The following is a 16,652-nucleotide window of genomic DNA, read 5'->3' as shown; positions in this document are numbered from 1 at the left end:
GCTTTAGTTCCCGGTTGCGCCGGAGGCCGGCTGCTTTGCGGCACCGGCGGCATTGCCGCCGGCGGGGGCGGCTGAGGCCGAGTTCTGCTCGCGGTCCTTGATCTCGCCGGTCGTTTCGTCGATCGTCACTTCGACCGCCGTCGCGTCGCCGCCGGCGCGCACCAGCTGCAGGCCCTCGACGATGACGCGGTCGCCGTCGCCGACGCCGGAATCCACCAACCAGTTGTTGCCGACGCTGTTGCGCACGCTCAGCGTACGCTGCTCGACCTTGCCCTGGGTATTGACCACCATGGCCGTCGCCTGGCCCTTGGGATCACGGGTGACGCCGCGCTGCGGCACCAGGAAGCTGTTTTGGGCTACGCCTTCCTCGATGATGGCGCGCACATACATGCCCGGTAAGAGCAGGCGGTCGGGATTGGGGAACTGGGCTCTGAGCGCGAAGGTGCCGGTGGACTGGTCGACATTGGCGCCGGCGAATTCCATCTTGCCGTCCTGGGCGTAGATGGTGCCGTTGTCGAGCTTCAGCTTGACGCTGACATTGGCCCCGCTGAACTTCAGCCGGCCTTCGTTGATCGCCTGGCGCAAATTGAGCAGGTTGGTGCTCGACTGCGTGACGTCGACATTGATCGGGTCGAGCGAGCGAATGGTGGTCAGCACCGTCTCCTGGTTGGCCGTGACCAGCGCGCCCGGCGTCAATGACGATTTGTCGATCCGGCCGGCGATCGGCGCGGTGATCGAGGTGCGGTTGAGGCTGATCTTCGCGGTCTCGACGCTGGCCTTGGCCGACGCGACATCGGCCTGGGCCTGCGCCAGCGTCGCGGCGGCATCGTCGTAATCCTGCTTCGAGACCACGTTCTGCTTCAGCAGCCCGGAATAACGATCGAATTTGGCCTGCGCGGTGGGCACCGCGGCTTCCGCCTTCTGCTGGTTGGCGACGGCGCTGTCATAGGCGGCCTGATAGCTCGCCGGGTCAATAAGGTAGAGCGGCTGTCCCGCCACCACCTCGGCGCCTTCCTGGAACAGGCGCTGCTGGATGATGCCGTCGACCTGCGGGCGCACCTCGGCAATGAGAGAGGCCGCCGTGCGGCCCGGCAATTCGGCGGTGATCGCAACCGATTGCGGATGCAGCGTGACGACGCCGACCTCGGGCCTGCCGACGCCACCCATGCCGGCCGGCACCTGGCTCTTTTCCTGCGAGCAGGCCGCCAGGAGAAGCGCGGCGCACAGAATTCCCGCCCAGGGAGACAGGCGGCGAGGCCTCGCCAGCAACAGAGAGCGATCAGGCTTGATATGCATTGGCTGGATCTTTCGCTGGAGTTGCGGTTCCCGCTTGGCCGGTCGCGCCGGGCGCTTCGACCAACAGCTTGCCGAGGTGGCGGACGAGGAAGCCCTGGATGTCGTCCATGAAAGTGTAGACCACCGGCACGTAGACGAGGCTGAGCACGGTCGAGGAGATGAGCCCGCCGATCACGGCGATCGCCATCGGCGCCCGGGTCTCGGCGTCGGCGCCGATGCCAAGCGCGATCGGCAGCATGCCGGCGCCCATGGCGATCGATGTCATGACGATGGGCCGGGCTCGCTTGCGGGCGGCGTCGAGCAGTGCCTCGAAGCGGCTCATGCCATGCTCCTTCTCGGCGACCAGGGCATATTCGACGAGCAGGATCGAGTTCTTGGCCGCGATGCCCATCAGCATCAGTATGCCGATCAACGGCGAGATGCCAAGTGCCTTGCCCGTGACGAGCAGGAAGCCAAGCGCGCCGCCGACCGACAGCGGCAGCGCCACTATCGACCAGGAGGAGATGGCATTCATCGCGTCTGCTCCGCCGCGCTTGCGGCATCGGCAGCCGTCGCTTGGCCGGCGGCGACACGCACGAGATTGCCGTCACTGAGGAAGCCGGTGCCGGTGCCGGCGACGGTGCCGGTGGCGCTGATCGACGATGTGACCGCCTTGGGATGGACCCGCTCCGCCGAAACGGTGAGCGTGGCAGCCTGAGCAGGCGCGGCTTTCCCGACGTCCGGCTCCGGCGCGCCGCGGCCATAGGCCTTCAGCATCGCGGCGACAGCGGCCGCGACCAGTATGGCGACGAGGAGAAGATGGCTTTTACGCAATTTTCTGGTCATGATTTTCGGTGTTCGAAGGCGAGACCGGAAGCGACAGGCGGTAGGCGGCGAAGCTCAGCCGGATCGCCCCCTGCAATGCCTGCTTCGACAGGATCCGCTGCCTGGCGCTGGCGCCAGGGCGGGTCGTCAAGGGCGAGCCCAGGGAGGCAAGCAGCCGCAGCATCATCAGGGCTTCCCACATCATAATGCGCTCCATGCGAGTTGGCGGTCGCGCGGACGCGTCCGGCAACTCGCAGAAAGTACCGGCCGGCCCTTGAACGGGTGGGTCAGGGGGCCGGCCGGCGCAGCCGGTCAGAGTTGCTCGCCATTCCGGGGTAGGGGTGGAGGGAGCTGTCCGCCGTGATCGGGCAGACCTCCGGGGCCGACTGCATCCGGCGGATCACCCCACGGGCCGGGGGGCGGGCCATGCGGCCGATCCGCCGAAGCGAGGATTTCGAGCTGTTCGGGTGTCAGCTTGGAGCGGAGCGCAGCGATCGCGTCCTTCAGCTTGGCCGCCGAGGCGGCGCGCGTCGTGACATCGTCGGCCAGCTTTTCCTGGAATGCGAAGGGATCGCGGGCAGCACCTGGCGCAGGTCCGTCTGGACCCGGACCGCCGGTGCCGCCCAGGCCGAAGTCCGGTCGTGCCGGCGGCGCCAGCACCGCCTGCAGCGCGCTGGTGTAATCGCGCCAGGCGTCGAGCTGTTCGGAGCGGATGCCGATGCGGGTCTCGAGCAACGAAAGGTGCGCCGCGAGCATTTCGGGCGGCGGTCCCATGCGACGAGGGCCGAAATCCTCCGGTCCATGCCGCATCGCCCAGTGCTGTGCGTGCCAACGCATCGGACCTGGGCCCGCATCGTCCTGCCGATCGAAGGCCGGCGGCTGGTCGCCCGGTGCGCCGGGCTCGGGCTGGGCGGCCAGCACCGGGTGGATCGCCGCGACCGAGAACAGGCCGAGCGCCAAAAGTCTGCTTCGCATGACGTTATCCTTTCCTGCATGCTTCGGATGCAGGGAGGATAGGAAGCGACTTTTGCCGCTTCGCGTCGGCGTGTTGCCGAAGGTTTCCGCAAAAAGGAGATTTGTTTCCGAACGTTTCCGGCGCCTTGCGGGAAACATTCGGTTGCAATTTTTCGTGCCGTTGGCGCGCGGCACTTCCTATAATCAGGGACAAGCAGTGATAGACGGGCAACGATAACGGGCAAGGTGAAACGGGCCGGGTATGCAGGCACAACCCCACATCCTCGTCGTTGATGACGACCGCGAGATCCGTACGCTGCTCGGGCGCTATCTGGACGGCCAGGGCTTTCGCGTCTCGGTGGCGGCTGACAGGCGCGAGTGCGAGCAGAAGCTGGGCGCCGGCCAGTTCGATCTTGTCGTGCTCGACGTCATGCTGCCCGATGGCTCGGGTCTCGACATCTGCAGGAGCCTGCGTGACCGCAAGCCGCACATCCCGGTCATCCTGCTGACGGCGCTGAAAGAGGATGTCGACCGCATCATCGGGCTGGAGTTCGGCGCCGACGACTATCTCGGCAAGCCGTTCAACCCGCGCGAGCTGTCGGCCCGCATCCGCGCCGTGCTCAGGCGCTCAGCGCCCGAGGAGGCCGCTCCGCCCAAGGTGCGCGTCTACCAGTTCGCCGGCTACCGGCTGGAGCCGGACACGCGCAAGGTAATGGATGCCGATGGCGCCTTGATCGATCTTACCGGCGCCGAGTTCGACCTGCTACAGGTTTTCCTCGACCGTCCCGGCCGGCTTTTGTCGCGCGACCAGTTGCTCGACCTGACGCAGGGCCGCGAGCGCGATCCGCTGGAGCGCTCCGTCGACGTGCTGGTGAGCCGGCTGCGCAAGAAATTTGCCGAAGCGGGCGAGGCGGCGCTGTTCAAGACGGTGCGCAATGGCGGCTATCAGCTGACCGCGCGCGTCGAGACGATGGAGTACCGCGCCCCGACGACGGAGGCGGGCACATGACCTCGCTGCGCCGACGGCTGATCATCCTTCTCGTCGTTTCGATCCTCGGTGTCGTGGGCCTCGCGACATTCGTTGCCGTCAAGGTGCTCGGGGGTCCGTCGCCCGAACTGATCATGGGGCCGCTGGCCCACCAGATCCAGTATATGGTGCAATTGGCTCCCGGCCACGCGCAGACCGCGCGCGACGCGCCGGTCACCGTCAGCGGCAGTCCGGCCCCCGGTATCGAGGACCGCAAGCACACGCGCGTGCTGAACGATATCCTGCAGCATGACGGCGTCGCTGTTTCGGCTGTCGTCACCCGTAACGTCGGCGGGCCGGGCATGGTCGCCTCGGTCGCTCTGCCTGGCAATCGCTGGATGATCGTCGACGTTCCCGATTTCGGTCCGCCGCGCGATGTCTGGTATGGGCTGGCGGGCTGGATGGCGCTGATCGTGCTCGGCGCCACGCCGGTCTCGATCTACTTTACCGGTGTGCTGGTGCGGCCGCTGGAGATGCTGGAAGCCGCCGTCAGCAAGATCGGATCGGATGGGGTGCTGGCGGCTGTGCCGGAGAAAGGACCCGCCGAAGTCAGGGCGACGGCGCGTGCGCTCAACGAGCTGTCGGAAAGGCTCAAGACCGCGATGGAAAGCCGCATGCGCCTTGTCGCGGCCGCGGGTCATGACCTGCGCACGCCGATGACCAGGATGCGGCTCAGGGCCGAGTTCCTCGACGAAGACCGCGAAAAATGGCTGAGCGATCTCGACGAGCTCGATCGCATCGCCGACAGCGCCATCCGCCTGGTGCGCGAGGAGGTCAACCAGGACGCGGTCGAGCCGGTGGAACTGGACAGGCTGGTCCGCGATATCGAGGTCGAGATGATCTCGCTTGGCCACGCGGTGACGATCGACCACCTTGATCACGTATCGGTCAAAGCCGGCACGCTTGGCTTGCGCCGCGCGCTGCGCAACCTGATCGTCAACGCCGCCACGCACGGCAAGAGCTGCTCCGTCGCGCTTGCGGGGCGGGGCGGCCAAGCGGTTCTCACCATCGCCGACCGCGGCCCCGGCATTCCGCCCGACCTGTTGAACAAGGCCTTCGAACCGTTCTTCCGGGTCGATCCGGCGCGCACGCAATTCATTCCGGGCGCTGGGCTGGGGCTCGCGATCGCGAAGGAGATCATCGAGCGCTACGGCGGCACGATCACGCTGGAGAACAGGCAGGGGGGAGGGTTGCTGCAGACGGTGGTGTTTGCAACAACCTGACGTCGTTCGTCCTCGGGCAATTCCAGACCCTTGGCGCGGGCTTTCAAACGCTTTTTCAAGGCTTTGCTCGCTGCATCGTAACCGCACCGCTGTTGCGGAGCGGCGTCGCAAGATGCGAATTTGGCGATACGATGTTTTGCGAGGATGCCACCATGCCCATACGCAAGATTGCGTTTTGCGCGGCAGCGATGATCGTTGCCGCCACAAATTTCGCCGATGCGAGGCCCGACACGCGCAAGATGACCTGCGCGCAGACCCAGGCGCTGATCCAGAGCCAGCATGCGGCGGTGCTGAGCACCGGAGCGAACACCTATGATCGCTACGTCCGCCAGTTCGGCAACGAGTGCGATGCTCCCTACGTGCCGATGGTCGACTATGTCCCGGCCAGTGACAGTCGGTGCATGGTTTATCGGTGCGAAGAGCCGGCGCCCATGGTTCCGGATTGATCGGCGACCAGCGCCGCTTTCCCGGCTTGCACGTAATCCCAGACGCCGGCTGATGCCATTTACTTGACCTTTTGGATCTCCGGGGCAGGCGTCTGGTCAGTCGCCGGAGCCGGCGTGCAATCCGGGCCCTTGCAGTCGAGGACCGGATCCTCGGCCGGGGGCAGGCAATTTTGCCCCTCGCAATGAATTGCCGGCGACGGTTCCGTCGCTGGCTGGCTATTCGGCTGGACAGGTTGATCGTCGGCGCGAACAGGCGAAGCGCCTGCCAGGCCAATCATCGCCGCGCACGGCAGCGCTATCCGAAGCAAGTTCATTCTTGCCTCCACGGTTGGGAGCGAGGAGAAGCTACACCTTCGGTTGGGAGCCTACACCCCGTCAGCCGTGAATGGCGTTAACGGCGGGTTTCTGCCCCCGAGAGCCCACTGTCGCGCCGACCGCCGCAATGAACCAGACCTAGCCGCGCTCCGTGACGCCTCCTCTCGGTTGCCAATCCGAAGCGAACAAGACGTCCAAGGCCTGTTCCGTCGAGAGGGTGTACAATGGGCATCTCTCGGCCATCTGTACGTGCAATTTCACTCCGCAAGCGGAACGAGAGTGCGGGTTAACCAGTTACGTCGATATGCCTACCAAGGTCAAAGAACCGCAGCCGAAGTCCGACCAGAAAAAGGGCCCTGTTCCCGATCAGGAAGGATCGCCAGAGCCTGAACATGTCGACAAGCCACCGCGAGACATACGAGAGGCACCGGCACCAAATCCCGACGGCAACAAGAAGTCCTGATGAATTCCGCAAAGTGAAACGACGGCCCGGCTGCCATGTGGCTAGGCCCTTGCCAACCCAACCACGGATGTAACCCAGGAGGGTTTCTCGCTGCTTCATCAATTGGAATGGGGTGAAGTTCCAGCGCGCCGCCCCGGGGAGGCTATCCAAGGCTCATCGAAGCGATCGCACACAGGAAATGAGACTGCCGATTTGGCTGGTGAGCGGATCGGTCGGTAGCTTCTGCCTCAGATAATCCTCAAGCGTTAGGCCCCTGATCGCCGCTCGACGGTCCTCACATGTCTTTGAAAAGACTGGTACGCCCAAGGGGAATCGAACCCCTGTTACCGCCGTGAAAGGGCGGTGTCCTAACCGCTAGACGATGGGCGCGCTCAGACGAAGCGGCTTATAATTGCGTTGTTGCCAACCGGCAACCCATCCGCAGCCACATGCGACAACTTTTTTCACGGCGCCGTGAAACGCGTGGCTTTAGACGAAAAAAGCGCCGGACGTGCACGAACGGCGGGCAGGCTCAGCCGTCCTCGCCACCGCCGCTGCGGCGGCGGCAGCGCCAGTTCCAGTCGCGCTCGGGGCCGACGTCGACATGGACGGATTCGGTGTGGCAGTAGGTGCCGACGCCGCCGCGGCCCGGCATCGTGCGGACGTAGTTCGCCAACTCCCACTTCGAGACGCCCGGCACCTGGATGTCGGCGGCGGCGCAGTACATGTGCAGCGAGTTCTTGGCGCCGTTGGCGCGGCGGTTGCGCGAGGGATCGCGATAGCCGGAGGTGACGATCATCTTGCGGCCGAAATGGCCCTCGATCGTCTTCAGCACCCGCACCAGCGAAGGCTTGAGGCAGGCGACGTCGACGCTTTCATTCTGCTTCAAAAGACCATTTGGCGCGAGTCTCGCCATGCCGGCGGCCGACGCCACCTGGTAGGAACCGCCGCCCTCGTCCTCATTGAGGTCGACGTCGCTCTCGTCGTCGATGCCGGATTTGCGCTTGATCTCGAACAGCGCCGTCTGGCGCACGCCGGGGAGAGCGTCGGCGCCGGTGATGTGATTGGCCGGGTCGTCGAGCGAGGCCAGTTGCACCGGCTTCTCGGCCGGGGTCGCCGAGGCCAGCGTCACGATCGGCTTGGCCGGCGGCGGCGTGGTCTTGGCCTGCGCCGCCGGCTGGTCGCCGGAGCGCGCGTTGTTGATCAGGGGGGCGGGCGCGGCCGCAGCCGGCGTGGTGCTGAAAAGCGAGGCGAACAGGCTCTTCTTCGGCGCGGCGATCTGCGGCTGCGCAGGCTCGCCGGCGGTCACATAGACGCCGTTGCTCATGGCTTGCGTGGTCGCCTGCGCCTTCGACGCTACGGCGGCGGCATCGCCGGCGGCGACCTGCTGGGCGACGGCTTGCGTCTGGTCCGCCGTTTGCGCCTGCTGAACCAGCGGTTGCGGCGTGCTTCCGGCAATGGCCTGGGCGCCGGCAGGGATGGCGATGGGGAAGGTGCCGTCCGGCCGCGTCTCCGGCACATAGGCGACCTTCTCGGGCAGGGGCGTATCGCCCTCGCTCATCACGGTCGACGCCGCCTCGGCGGGCGCCGATGCCGGCAACGACGAATCGGCCGAAGCCGCGGTCTTGGCGCTGGATGACGCGCTCATTTCGGTCGCGGTCGAATTGTAGGCGGGCGAAACGACCGACATCGTCGGGTCGCCGGTCGATGTGCAGGAGGTCAGAAGCACGGAGAAAAGCGCCGCCGCAATGCTGCGGCTTTCCCCTCGTGCAAGACGCCAACCTGCTGATTTCAAAATAAATTCCCCCTCGGTATCCGGTCGGTTCGTTATCGCCGCGCCACTCCAGAACGGCGCCGCGATAACCCTCCTGTTCCCAACCGGAACGGGACGTGTGTCGAATCTGCAAGCCTCGGAATTATTCTGCGTCGAACGCCGATTTGAGGCCGCCGAACGATTGACGCCACCATTTCGCCCTGTTTGGGCGGGGCGTCAACTCACCAGACATTACAGTCTGTTACACGCGCACCTTGACATAGGTGCCCGGCGCATCCCCCAAGGTTTTCATACGCTTGCCTGGTTTTCGGGCGGGTACGCGGATGTCGTCCTGGTTCTCGATCCAGTGTTGCCAGTGCGTCCACCAGGACCCGGGATGCTCATGCGCCGCGGCGAGCCACGCGTTGAAGTCACCCACCGGCTTGCCGCCGGTCCAGTACTGATATTTCCTGGCGGCGGGCGGGTTGACGACGCCGGCGATGTGGCCGGAACCCGCCATCACATACTCGACGTCGCCGCCGAAAAACTGCGATCCCAGAAACACCGAAAGCGCCGGCGCGATATGGTCTTCCTTCGTGGCCAGGTTGTAGACCGGAATCGTGATGTCGGCCAGCGAGACCATGCGCCCGGCAAGCTCCATCACGCCGCGCGAGAGATTGTTCTCGAGATAGCAATTGCGCAGATAAAACGAGTGGTTGGCCGCCGCCATGCGCGTGGAATCGGAATTCCAGTAGAGCAGGTCGAAGGGCAGGGGCTCCTTGCCGCGCATGTAGTTGTTGACGACGTAGGGCCAGATCAGGTCGCCCGAGCGCAGCATGTTGAAGGCGGTCGCCATCTTGGTGCCTTCCAGATAGCCCTTTTCGCTCATCGAGCGCTCGACGGCTGCGACCTGGTCCTCGTCGACGAACACCTTGAGGTCGCCGGCATGGGTAAAGTCGACCTGCGTGGTGAAGAAGGTGGCCGATTTGATGCGGTGGTCACCCTCCTGCGCCAACAGGGCAAGCGCGGCGCCAAGCAGCGTGCCGCCGACGCAGTAGCCGATGGCGTTGACCTCTTTTTCGCCGGTCGCCTTCTCCACCATGTCGAGACCGAATTGCAGGCCTTCGCGGATATAGGCCTCCCAGCCCTTGGCGCCGTGGCGTTCGTCGGGATTGATCCAGGAGATGACGAAGACGGTGTGACCCTGCTCGATCGCCCAGCGGATGAAGGATTTCTGCGGGTTGAGGTCGAGGATATAGAATTTGTTGATCCATGGCGGGCAGATCAGTAGCGGCCGTTTCAGCACGGTTTCCGTCACCGGGTCGTATTGGATAATCTCGGCGACGTCGCTGCGGCCGATGACCTTGCCGGGCGTCGTGGCGATGTTCTTGCCGATTTCGAAGGGCGTGTAATCCGCCTGGCGCAGCCTCAGGTCGCCTCGGCCGGCGGCGATGTCCTCGGCCAGCATCTTCATGCCGCGCACGAGGTTCTCGCCGTTCGAGGCGACGGTCTCGCGGAACAGCTCCGGATTGGTCAAGATGAAGTTCGACGGCGCGATCGCGTTCGACACCTGCTTGACGTAGAAGCTCGCCTTGTGGCGGGTGTGCTCGTCCAGGCCCTCGGCATGCTCGACAAGCTCGTTCGCCCAGTGCGAGGTGACGAGATAGGCCTGCTTGAGGAAATCGAAGAAGGCGTTGCGGCCCCATTCCGGATCCTGGAAGCGCTTGTCGCCGCGTTCGGGCTGAACCGCGTCCCGCGGCGCCTCGGCGTTGGGGTTGACTTTCTGGATGGCGTTCGCCCAGACGGTCATATAGCCGGCGAAGAGTCGCGTCTGCGCTTCGAGCGCGCGTTGCGGATCGCCCAGCCAGTATTCCGAGAGCTTGGAGAAGGTCTTGACCATGTCGACGACCGGTTCGGCGACATGGTCGCGCACCTCACCCTTCTCGCGCGGTTCGGCCCAGGCGGAAGCCGCCTTGCCGGCCTGCTCGATCATGCGCGCCATGTTCAGGGCGAAGCGCTCGGGATCCTTCACCAGATATTGCTCGATGGCCGAAGGTCCGCCATTTTCCGCTTTGTCCGAATCGTCAGGTTTGGACATGGTTCGCGGGGTTCCTCCCGGAGCGTTTTCTTGACATATTACCATGGGACATCTGACCGGGTCCAATTTGCTGTAACCCGGCTGCCAGGAAAACAATATGACGATTAATGTTGGCCGGACTTTTTTTCTCGACGCGGGTTCGATTTGCCGCATGGCGGCCGTGGCGGGGCTGGTCGGCGTGCTGCTGCCCGCCGGCGGCTGCACGAGCACTAGCACGAACAATGCGCCGACGGCCTTGACCGAAGGCCCGAAGGATACCGGCTCCTATCCGAACCTCAATGTCCCGCCGCCGGTCGCCGCCAAGCAACTCACCAAGGAAGAGACCGCCGCGAACCTCGCCCAGCTCAAGGCCAAGGAGCAGGCGCAGATCGCCAAGGGCAGCGGCGTCAAGGCACCGGCGAATGCGGCGGCACTCAGCACCTTGGCCAAGACGCATGGCGACGACACGCTGAAGCAGATCGAGGGCAAATGCGACCCTGCTCTCGACCCTAGTTGCAATTAGGTTTATATCGCGCGCCGAAAGCGCCCCTTTTGATCGTCTGGAACTGAAATGGAAGAATTTCACAAGGTACGCCGGCTTCCGCCCTACGTGTTCGAGCAGGTCAATCGGCTGAAGGCCAGCGCCCGTTCGCGCGGCGCCGACATCATCGACCTTGGCATGGGCAATCCGGATCTGCCGACGCCGAAAGCCATCGTCGACAAATTGTGCGAAGTGGTGCGCGACCCGCGCACGCATCGCTATTCGTCGTCGCGCGGCATTCCCGGCCTGCGCCGCGCCCAGGCGAGTTATTATCAGCGCCGCTTCGGCGTGAAGCTCAACCCCGACACGCAAGTGGTGGCGACGCTCGGCTCGAAAGAGGGCTTCGCCAACATGGCACAGGCGATCACCGCGCCCGGCGACGTCATCCTGTGCCCCAATCCGACCTATCCGATCCATGCCTTCGGCTTCATCATGTCGGGCGGGGTGATCCGCTCGCTGCAGGTCGAGCCCGATGACGGTTTCATCCCGGCGGTCGAGCGCGGCATCCGCCATTCGATCCCGAAGCCGCTGGCGCTGATCCTCAACTATCCGTCGAACCCGACGGCGCTTGTCGCCTCGCTCGACTTCTACAAGGACGTGGTCGCCTTCGCGAAGAAGAACGACATCATCATCTTGTCGGATCTCGCCTATTCGGAAATCTATTTCGACGGCAATCCGCCGCCGTCGGTGCTGCAGGTGCCAGGCGCGATGGATGTCTGCGTCGAGTTCACCTCGATGTCGAAGACCTTTTCCATGCCTGGGTGGCGCATGGGTTTCGCGGTCGGCAACGAGCGGCTGATTTCGGCGCTGACGCGGGTGAAGTCCTATCTCGACTATGGCGCGTTCACACCGATCCAGGTTGCGGCGGCGCATGCGCTGAACGGCGACGGCGCCGACATCGAGGAGGTGCGCGAGGTCTACCACAAGCGGCGCGACGTGATGGTCGATTCCTTCGGCCGCGCCGGCTGGATCATTCCCGCGCCCGCGGCCTCGATGTTCGCCTGGGCGCCGATCCCGGAGCCGTTCCGCCATCTCGGCTCGCTGGAATTCTCCAAGCTGCTCATCGAGCATGCGGATGTCGCGGTGGCACCGGGTGTCGGCTTCGGCGAGCATGGCGACGACTATGTGCGCGTGGCGCTGGTCGAGAACGAGCACCGGATCCGCCAGGCCGCTCGCAACATCAAGAAGTTCCTCGCGACCACCGCCAAGCAGCCCAACAATGTGGTGCCTTTAGCCGCTCATCGTTGAGTTGCCTGACATTTTTTGCACCTGACATTTTTTGCAAGTTTGAGGGGCGTCGCCTGACATGGCTGAAGCGTTGCGCGTTGGAATTGCCGGTCTCGGCACGGTAGGCGCCTCGGTGGCGCGCGTGCTGCGCGACAAGGCGGCCGAGCTTACCCGGCAGTGCGGCCGCGACATCGTCGTGACCGCCGTTTCGGCCCGCGATCCGAAACGCGACCGCGGCATCGATCTGAGCGCCGCGAAATGGTTCGACGATCCGGTCAAGATGGCCGAGCGGGCCGATATCGACGTCTTCGTCGAACTGATCGGCGGCGACGAGGGGCCGGCGCGGCTGTCTGTGAAGGCGGGGCTCGAGGCCGGGCGCCATGTCGTGACCGCCAACAAGGCGCTGCTTGCCAAGCATGGCGTGGCGCTTGCCGAGGTCGCCGAGAAGAAGGGCGTGCTGCTCAACTACGAGGCGGCGGTGGCCGGCGGCATCCCGGTCATCAAGACGATGCGAGAGGCGATGGCGGGCAACGCGGTGACCCGTGTCTTCGGCATCCTCAACGGCACCTGCAACTACATCCTGACCCGCATGGAAGCCGAAGGCATCGCCTTCGACGCTTGCCTGAAGGACGCGCAGCGGCTCGGCTATGCCGAAGCCGATCCGACCTTCGATATCGAAGGCCATGACACGGCGCACAAGCTGTCGATCCTGACCAGCCTTGCCTTCGGCACCAGGATCGCCGCCGGCGACATCTATATGGAAGGCATCTCCAACATCACCCAGGCCGACATCCGCGCGGCGGGCGATCTCGGCTACCGCATCAAGCTGCTCGGCGTCGCGCAGCGCACCGACAGCGGCATCGAACAGCGCGTGCACCCGACCATGGTGCCGACGGCTTCGGTCATCGCGCAGGTGCATGGCGTCACCAACGCGGTGGCGATCGAGACCGACATCCTGGGCGAGCTCTTGCTCTCGGGTCCGGGCGCGGGCGGCAATGCTACCGCTTCGGCGGTCGTCGGCGACATTGCCGACATCGCCAAGAGCCGGCCGGGCTTCCAGCACGGCCCGGTCTTCGGCTGGCCGGCGAAGGAACTGAAGCCCTACAAGAAGGCGCGGATGCGCAGCCATGCCGGCGGCTATTTCATCCGGCTGACCGTGCATGACCGCACCGGCGTCTTCGCGGCCATCGCCAAACGCATGGCCGACAACGACATCTCGCTGGAATCGATCGTCCAGCAGGCGGCCGGCCCGGAAACGCAGGCGCAGAAGACCGTCATCCTCGTTACCCACGAGACGACGGAAGCGGCGGTGCGCAAGGCCGTCGAAGGCATTACCAAGGACGGTCATCTGACCGACAAGCCGCAGGTGATCCGCATCGAGCGGGCGGAATAGCCAAGTCCGATTTCATCTTCAATCGATTGATTTTGCTGTCGTTTCAAAAATTGAGGGGGCAAGTCTTGCCGTTGTCATGGAGCTTTGCCAGAAGAAGCGCGCCTCTGGCGGGAGGCTGAGTTTCACGAGGAATGCCCATTCATGAATATAGCCCAGAACATCGCCGCCGGCCTCGACCGGATCCTTACCATGGAAGTCGTGCGCGTCACCGAGCGGGCGGCGGTCGCGGCGGCAAGGCTGCGCGGGCGCGGTGACGAGAAGGCAGCTGACCAGGTGGCGGTCGACGCCATGCGCCAGGAGCTCAACCGGCTGGCCATCAAGGGCACGGTGGTGATCGGCGAAGGCGAGCGCGACGAGGCGCCGATGCTCTATATCGGCGAGGAGGTCGGCACCGGCAAAGGTCCGGCCGTCGACATCGCGCTCGATCCGCTCGAAGGTACGACGATTTGCGCCAAGAACCTGCCCAACGCTCTGGCCGTCATCGCCATTGCCGAGAAGGGCAGCCTGCTGTTCGCGCCGGACGTCTACATGGACAAGATCGCCATCGGTCCCGGCTATCCGGAAGGCCTGATCGACATCGACGCCTCGCCAGCCGAGAACCTCGCCAATCTGGCCAGGGCCAAGGGCGTGGCCGTTTCCGACATCACCGCCTGCATCCTCGACCGGCCGCGTCACGCCAAGCTGATCGACGCCGTGCGCGCCACGGGTGCGGCGATCCGGCTGATCGGCGACGGCGATGTCGCCGGCGTCATCCACACCACCGATCCGGACGAGACCGGCATCGACATCTATCTCGGCACCGGCGGCGCGCCGGAAGGCGTGCTGGCGGCGGCCGCACTTCGCTGCACCGGCGGACAGATGCAGGGCCGGCTGATCCTCGACACGCCGGAAAAGGTGGCGCGGGCGCAGAAGATGGGCATTTCCGACCCGAAGCGGATCTACCGCGCCCAGGACATGGCGCGCGGCGACGTGCTGTTCGCGGCGACCGGCGTCACCGACGGCAACCTGCTCGACGGGGTGAAATTCGGCCGCACCTTCATCACCACCCACACCATCGTGCTGCGCTCGTCCTCGCGCACGGTGCGCGAGATCAAGGCCAGGCACCAGGATCTGGATAAGTTCTGATTTCGCTTAGCCCGAGCGCTTTTGCCGCAATTCGGGGAAAACGTTCCACACCTTTCCCCGGGTTGCTGGCTTCCCCGCAATTGCTCTGGACGTCGCATGTTGATATCTGCGCAGCAATGATGTGCAGACGGCGCGTCGCATGACCGGCGAGAAACGGTTCTTCCTCGATGTCAGGCAGTCGGCGACCGGTGTTTCCTGGGAACACCGGCTGACCGAGCGGCAGGACATGGCCGCGCTCGCGATCGCGCAAGGCCGTGGCGTGCCCGACATCGTGGCGCGGGTGCTTGCCGGGCGCGGCGTCAGCGTGGAGCAGACCGAGCGTTTCCTCGATCCGACCATTCGCGAGCTTCTGCCGAACCCGGCATCGCTGACCGATATGGAGAAAGCGGCGGCGAGGCTGGCCGGTGCGATCGTCGCCCGCGAGAAAGTGGCGATCTTCGGCGACTATGACGTCGACGGCGCGGCATCGTCGGCGCTCATCAAGCGCTTTCTCACGCATTTTTCAGTGCCGTCGGAAATCTACATCCCGGACCGCATCTTCGAAGGCTACGGACCCAATCCGGAAGCGATGCGGGAGCTGATCTCGCGCGGCGCGAAGCTGATCGTCACCGTCGACTGCGGCACCAACAGCGCGACCTCGATCGACGCGGCCAGAGAGGCCGGCGCCGATGTCGTGGTGCTCGACCATCACCAGGTCGGCGGCCCGCTGCCGGCCGCGGAAGCCGTGGTCAACCCCAATCGCGAGGACGACCTGTCTGGGCAGGGGCATCTGTGCGCCGCAGGCGTCGTCTTCCTGTGTCTTGTCCAGACGGCGAAGGTGCTGCGCACGAGGCTGCCGGACGCCGCGCCGGTCGATCTGCTTTCAATGCTCGACCTGGTGGCGCTGGCGACGGTCTGCGACGTGGTGCCGCTCACCGGGGTCAACCGGGCCTTCGTGGTCAAGGGGCTGCAGGTGGCGCGCCAGCAGAAGAACGAGGGGTTGGCGGCGCTGGCGCGGGTTTCACGCATCGGCGAGCCGATCAACACTTTCCATCTGTCCTTCCTGATCGGCCCGCGCATCAATGCCGGCGGCCGCATCGGCGATGCCGCGCTCGGCAGCCGGCTTTTGGCCACCGACGATCCCGTCGAGGCGACAGGGATTGCCGAGACGCTGGACCGGCTGAACCAGGAACGGCAGCAGATGGAGCAGGAGATGCTGGCGCAGGCGCGCGCCGAGGCCGATGCGGAGCTTGCCGGCAGCAACGGCCCGGCGGTCATCGTCACCGCCAGCAACACCTGGCATCCGGGCATCGTCGGGCTGATTGCTTCGCGGCTCAAGGATTATGCGCGCCGGCCTGCCTTTGCCATCGCGTTCAATTCGACCGGCATCGGCACGGGCTCCGGCCGTTCGGTGACCGGCTTCGATCTCGGCCGGCTGGTCCGCGAGGCGGCCGAGGCCGGGCTGATCGTCAAGGGCGGCGGCCACGCAATGGCGGCGGGCATCACCGTCGAGCGCGCCAAGCTAGGCGAACTGCGCGCCTTCTTCGAGGAGCGCGCCGCGGCCGACGTGTTCCGGCTGCAGAACGAGGAGAGCCTGGCGATCGACGGCGCCTTGGCCGCCGAGGGCGCCACCATCGCGCTGCTCGACGCGCTGGAGAAAGCCGGGCCGTTCGGCGCCGGACACATCGCACCGGTGTTCGTGCTGCCGCGCCATCGACTGGCCGACGCGCGCGCGATCGGCACCAACCACATCCGCGTCGACCTGCAGTCGCAAAGCGGCGGCAAAATCCAGGCCATGGCGTTCCGTTCCGTCGACACCGCGCTCGGTGAATTCCTGTTCAAAAACAGGGGCAGGACCGTGCATATCGCCGGTTCGCTCTCGGGCAATTACTGGAACGGCAACCGCACGGTGCAGTTTCGCATCAGCGATGCGGCGCTAGCTTGAAGCGCGTCGCGCTGAAGCGGATTCAGGCGATGCGCTTTAAGCCTTTGTTTTCATGCATGTCGCGCAAAACCGCTGCACACTTTTGCGCGACATGCATTAACGATG

14 protein-coding genes, 1 tRNA gene and 1 pseudogene are annotated in these 16,652 nt (G+C 65.1%); 8 read left to right on the top strand and 8 right to left on the bottom strand.

All coding sequences use genetic code 11. The features are described 5' to 3' along the window. Nucleotides 1-3: 3 nt before the first annotated feature. From FJ418_RS10190 to FJ418_RS10170, 5 genes and pseudogenes are all read right to left on the bottom strand, one after another. Nucleotides 4-1,296, bottom strand: a complete 1,293-nt coding sequence (locus FJ418_RS10190; RefSeq protein WP_140865231.1) for an efflux RND transporter periplasmic adaptor subunit — start codon at nucleotides 1,294-1,296, stop codon at nucleotides 4-6. After that, nucleotides 1,280-1,786, bottom strand: a pseudogene (locus FJ418_RS10185) (efflux RND transporter permease subunit); the annotation flags it as partial. The gene FJ418_RS10190 and the pseudogene FJ418_RS10185, both read right to left, overlap by 17 nt. A 20-nt stretch (nucleotides 1,787-1,806) precedes the next feature. Then, complete coding sequence (locus FJ418_RS10180) at nucleotides 1,807-2,121, bottom strand: hypothetical protein (RefSeq protein ID WP_140865229.1); 315 nt, start codon at nucleotides 2,119-2,121, stop codon at nucleotides 1,807-1,809. Further along, nucleotides 2,102-2,287: a hypothetical protein gene (locus tag FJ418_RS10175; protein ID WP_246683000.1), complete on the bottom strand. Its 186-nt coding sequence runs from the start codon at nucleotides 2,285-2,287 to the stop codon at nucleotides 2,102-2,104. The genes FJ418_RS10180 and FJ418_RS10175 overlap by 20 nt, the downstream gene beginning before the upstream one ends. Before the next feature lie 125 nt (nucleotides 2,288-2,412). Beyond that, entirely contained in the window at nucleotides 2,413-3,075 is a 663-nt protein-coding gene (locus FJ418_RS10170; RefSeq protein WP_140865227.1) for a hypothetical protein, read from the bottom strand. 241 nt (nucleotides 3,076-3,316) lie between these two features. Here FJ418_RS10170 and FJ418_RS10165 point away from each other — a divergent pair, with 241 nt between their 5' ends. The 3 genes from FJ418_RS10165 to FJ418_RS10155 all read left to right on the top strand — a co-directional run bounded on the left by FJ418_RS10165 (nucleotide 3,317) and on the right by FJ418_RS10155 (nucleotide 5,750). Continuing rightward, entirely contained in the window at nucleotides 3,317-4,063 is a 747-nt protein-coding gene (locus tag FJ418_RS10165; protein ID WP_140647622.1) for a response regulator, read from the top strand. Next, nucleotides 4,060-5,304, top strand: coding sequence for an ATP-binding protein (locus FJ418_RS10160; RefSeq protein ID WP_140865225.1), 1,245 nt, complete (start codon nucleotides 4,060-4,062; stop codon nucleotides 5,302-5,304). Before FJ418_RS10165 ends, FJ418_RS10160 begins: the two co-directional genes overlap by 4 nt. Nucleotides 5,305-5,456: 152 nt before the next feature. Beyond that, complete coding sequence (locus FJ418_RS10155) at nucleotides 5,457-5,750, top strand: hypothetical protein (RefSeq protein WP_140865223.1); 294 nt, start codon at nucleotides 5,457-5,459, stop codon at nucleotides 5,748-5,750. A 1,072-nt stretch (nucleotides 5,751-6,822) separates the two neighbouring features. Here the strand turns inward: FJ418_RS10155 and FJ418_RS10150 are convergent. The 3 genes from FJ418_RS10150 to phaC form a co-directional block, all read right to left on the bottom strand. Continuing rightward, nucleotides 6,823-6,897, bottom strand: a tRNA-Glu gene (locus FJ418_RS10150). Nucleotides 6,898-7,039: 142 nt separating this feature from the next. After that, nucleotides 7,040-8,197, bottom strand: a complete 1,158-nt coding sequence (locus tag FJ418_RS10145; RefSeq protein WP_181166903.1) for a YcbK family protein — start codon at nucleotides 8,195-8,197, stop codon at nucleotides 7,040-7,042. 325 nt (nucleotides 8,198-8,522) lie between these two features. Then, entirely contained in the window at nucleotides 8,523-10,358 is a 1,836-nt protein-coding gene (gene phaC, locus FJ418_RS10140) for a class I poly(R)-hydroxyalkanoic acid synthase (RefSeq protein WP_140865219.1), read from the bottom strand. A 97-nt stretch (nucleotides 10,359-10,455) separates the two neighbouring features. Between phaC and FJ418_RS10135 the strand changes: the two genes are divergently transcribed. The 5 genes from FJ418_RS10135 (at nucleotide 10,456) to recJ (ending at nucleotide 16,547) form a co-directional block, all read left to right on the top strand. Then, entirely contained in the window at nucleotides 10,456-10,860 is a 405-nt protein-coding gene (locus FJ418_RS10135) for a hypothetical protein (protein WP_181166895.1), read from the top strand. A 48-nt stretch (nucleotides 10,861-10,908) separates the two neighbouring features. After that, nucleotides 10,909-12,126, top strand: coding sequence for an LL-diaminopimelate aminotransferase (locus FJ418_RS10130; protein ID WP_140865217.1), 1,218 nt, complete (start codon nucleotides 10,909-10,911; stop codon nucleotides 12,124-12,126). Between the two features lie 58 nt (nucleotides 12,127-12,184). Further along, nucleotides 12,185-13,498 (top strand): homoserine dehydrogenase, encoded by a 1,314-nt coding sequence (locus tag FJ418_RS10125; RefSeq protein WP_140648139.1) that lies wholly within the window; start codon nucleotides 12,185-12,187, stop codon nucleotides 13,496-13,498. A gap of 141 nt (nucleotides 13,499-13,639) precedes the next feature. Then, on the top strand, nucleotides 13,640-14,623 hold the full coding sequence (glpX, locus tag FJ418_RS10120) for a class II fructose-bisphosphatase (RefSeq protein ID WP_140648138.1): 984 nt from the start codon (nucleotides 13,640-13,642) through the stop codon (nucleotides 14,621-14,623). A 139-nt stretch (nucleotides 14,624-14,762) separates the two neighbouring features. Beyond that, a complete protein-coding gene (gene recJ, locus FJ418_RS10115) occupies nucleotides 14,763-16,547 on the top strand; it encodes a single-stranded-DNA-specific exonuclease RecJ (protein ID WP_140865216.1) in 1,785 nt (594 codons plus the stop codon). The last annotated feature ends 105 nt before the right edge of the window (nucleotides 16,548-16,652 follow it).

Origin of the sequence: Mesorhizobium sp. B2-8-3, assembly GCF_006440815.1 — a bacterium.
In the GTDB taxonomy this organism is placed as follows: domain Bacteria; phylum Pseudomonadota; class Alphaproteobacteria; order Rhizobiales; family Rhizobiaceae; genus Mesorhizobium.
The sequence above is the reverse complement of the archived record's forward strand: the minus strand, read 5'-3'. Positions and strand labels throughout refer to the sequence as shown.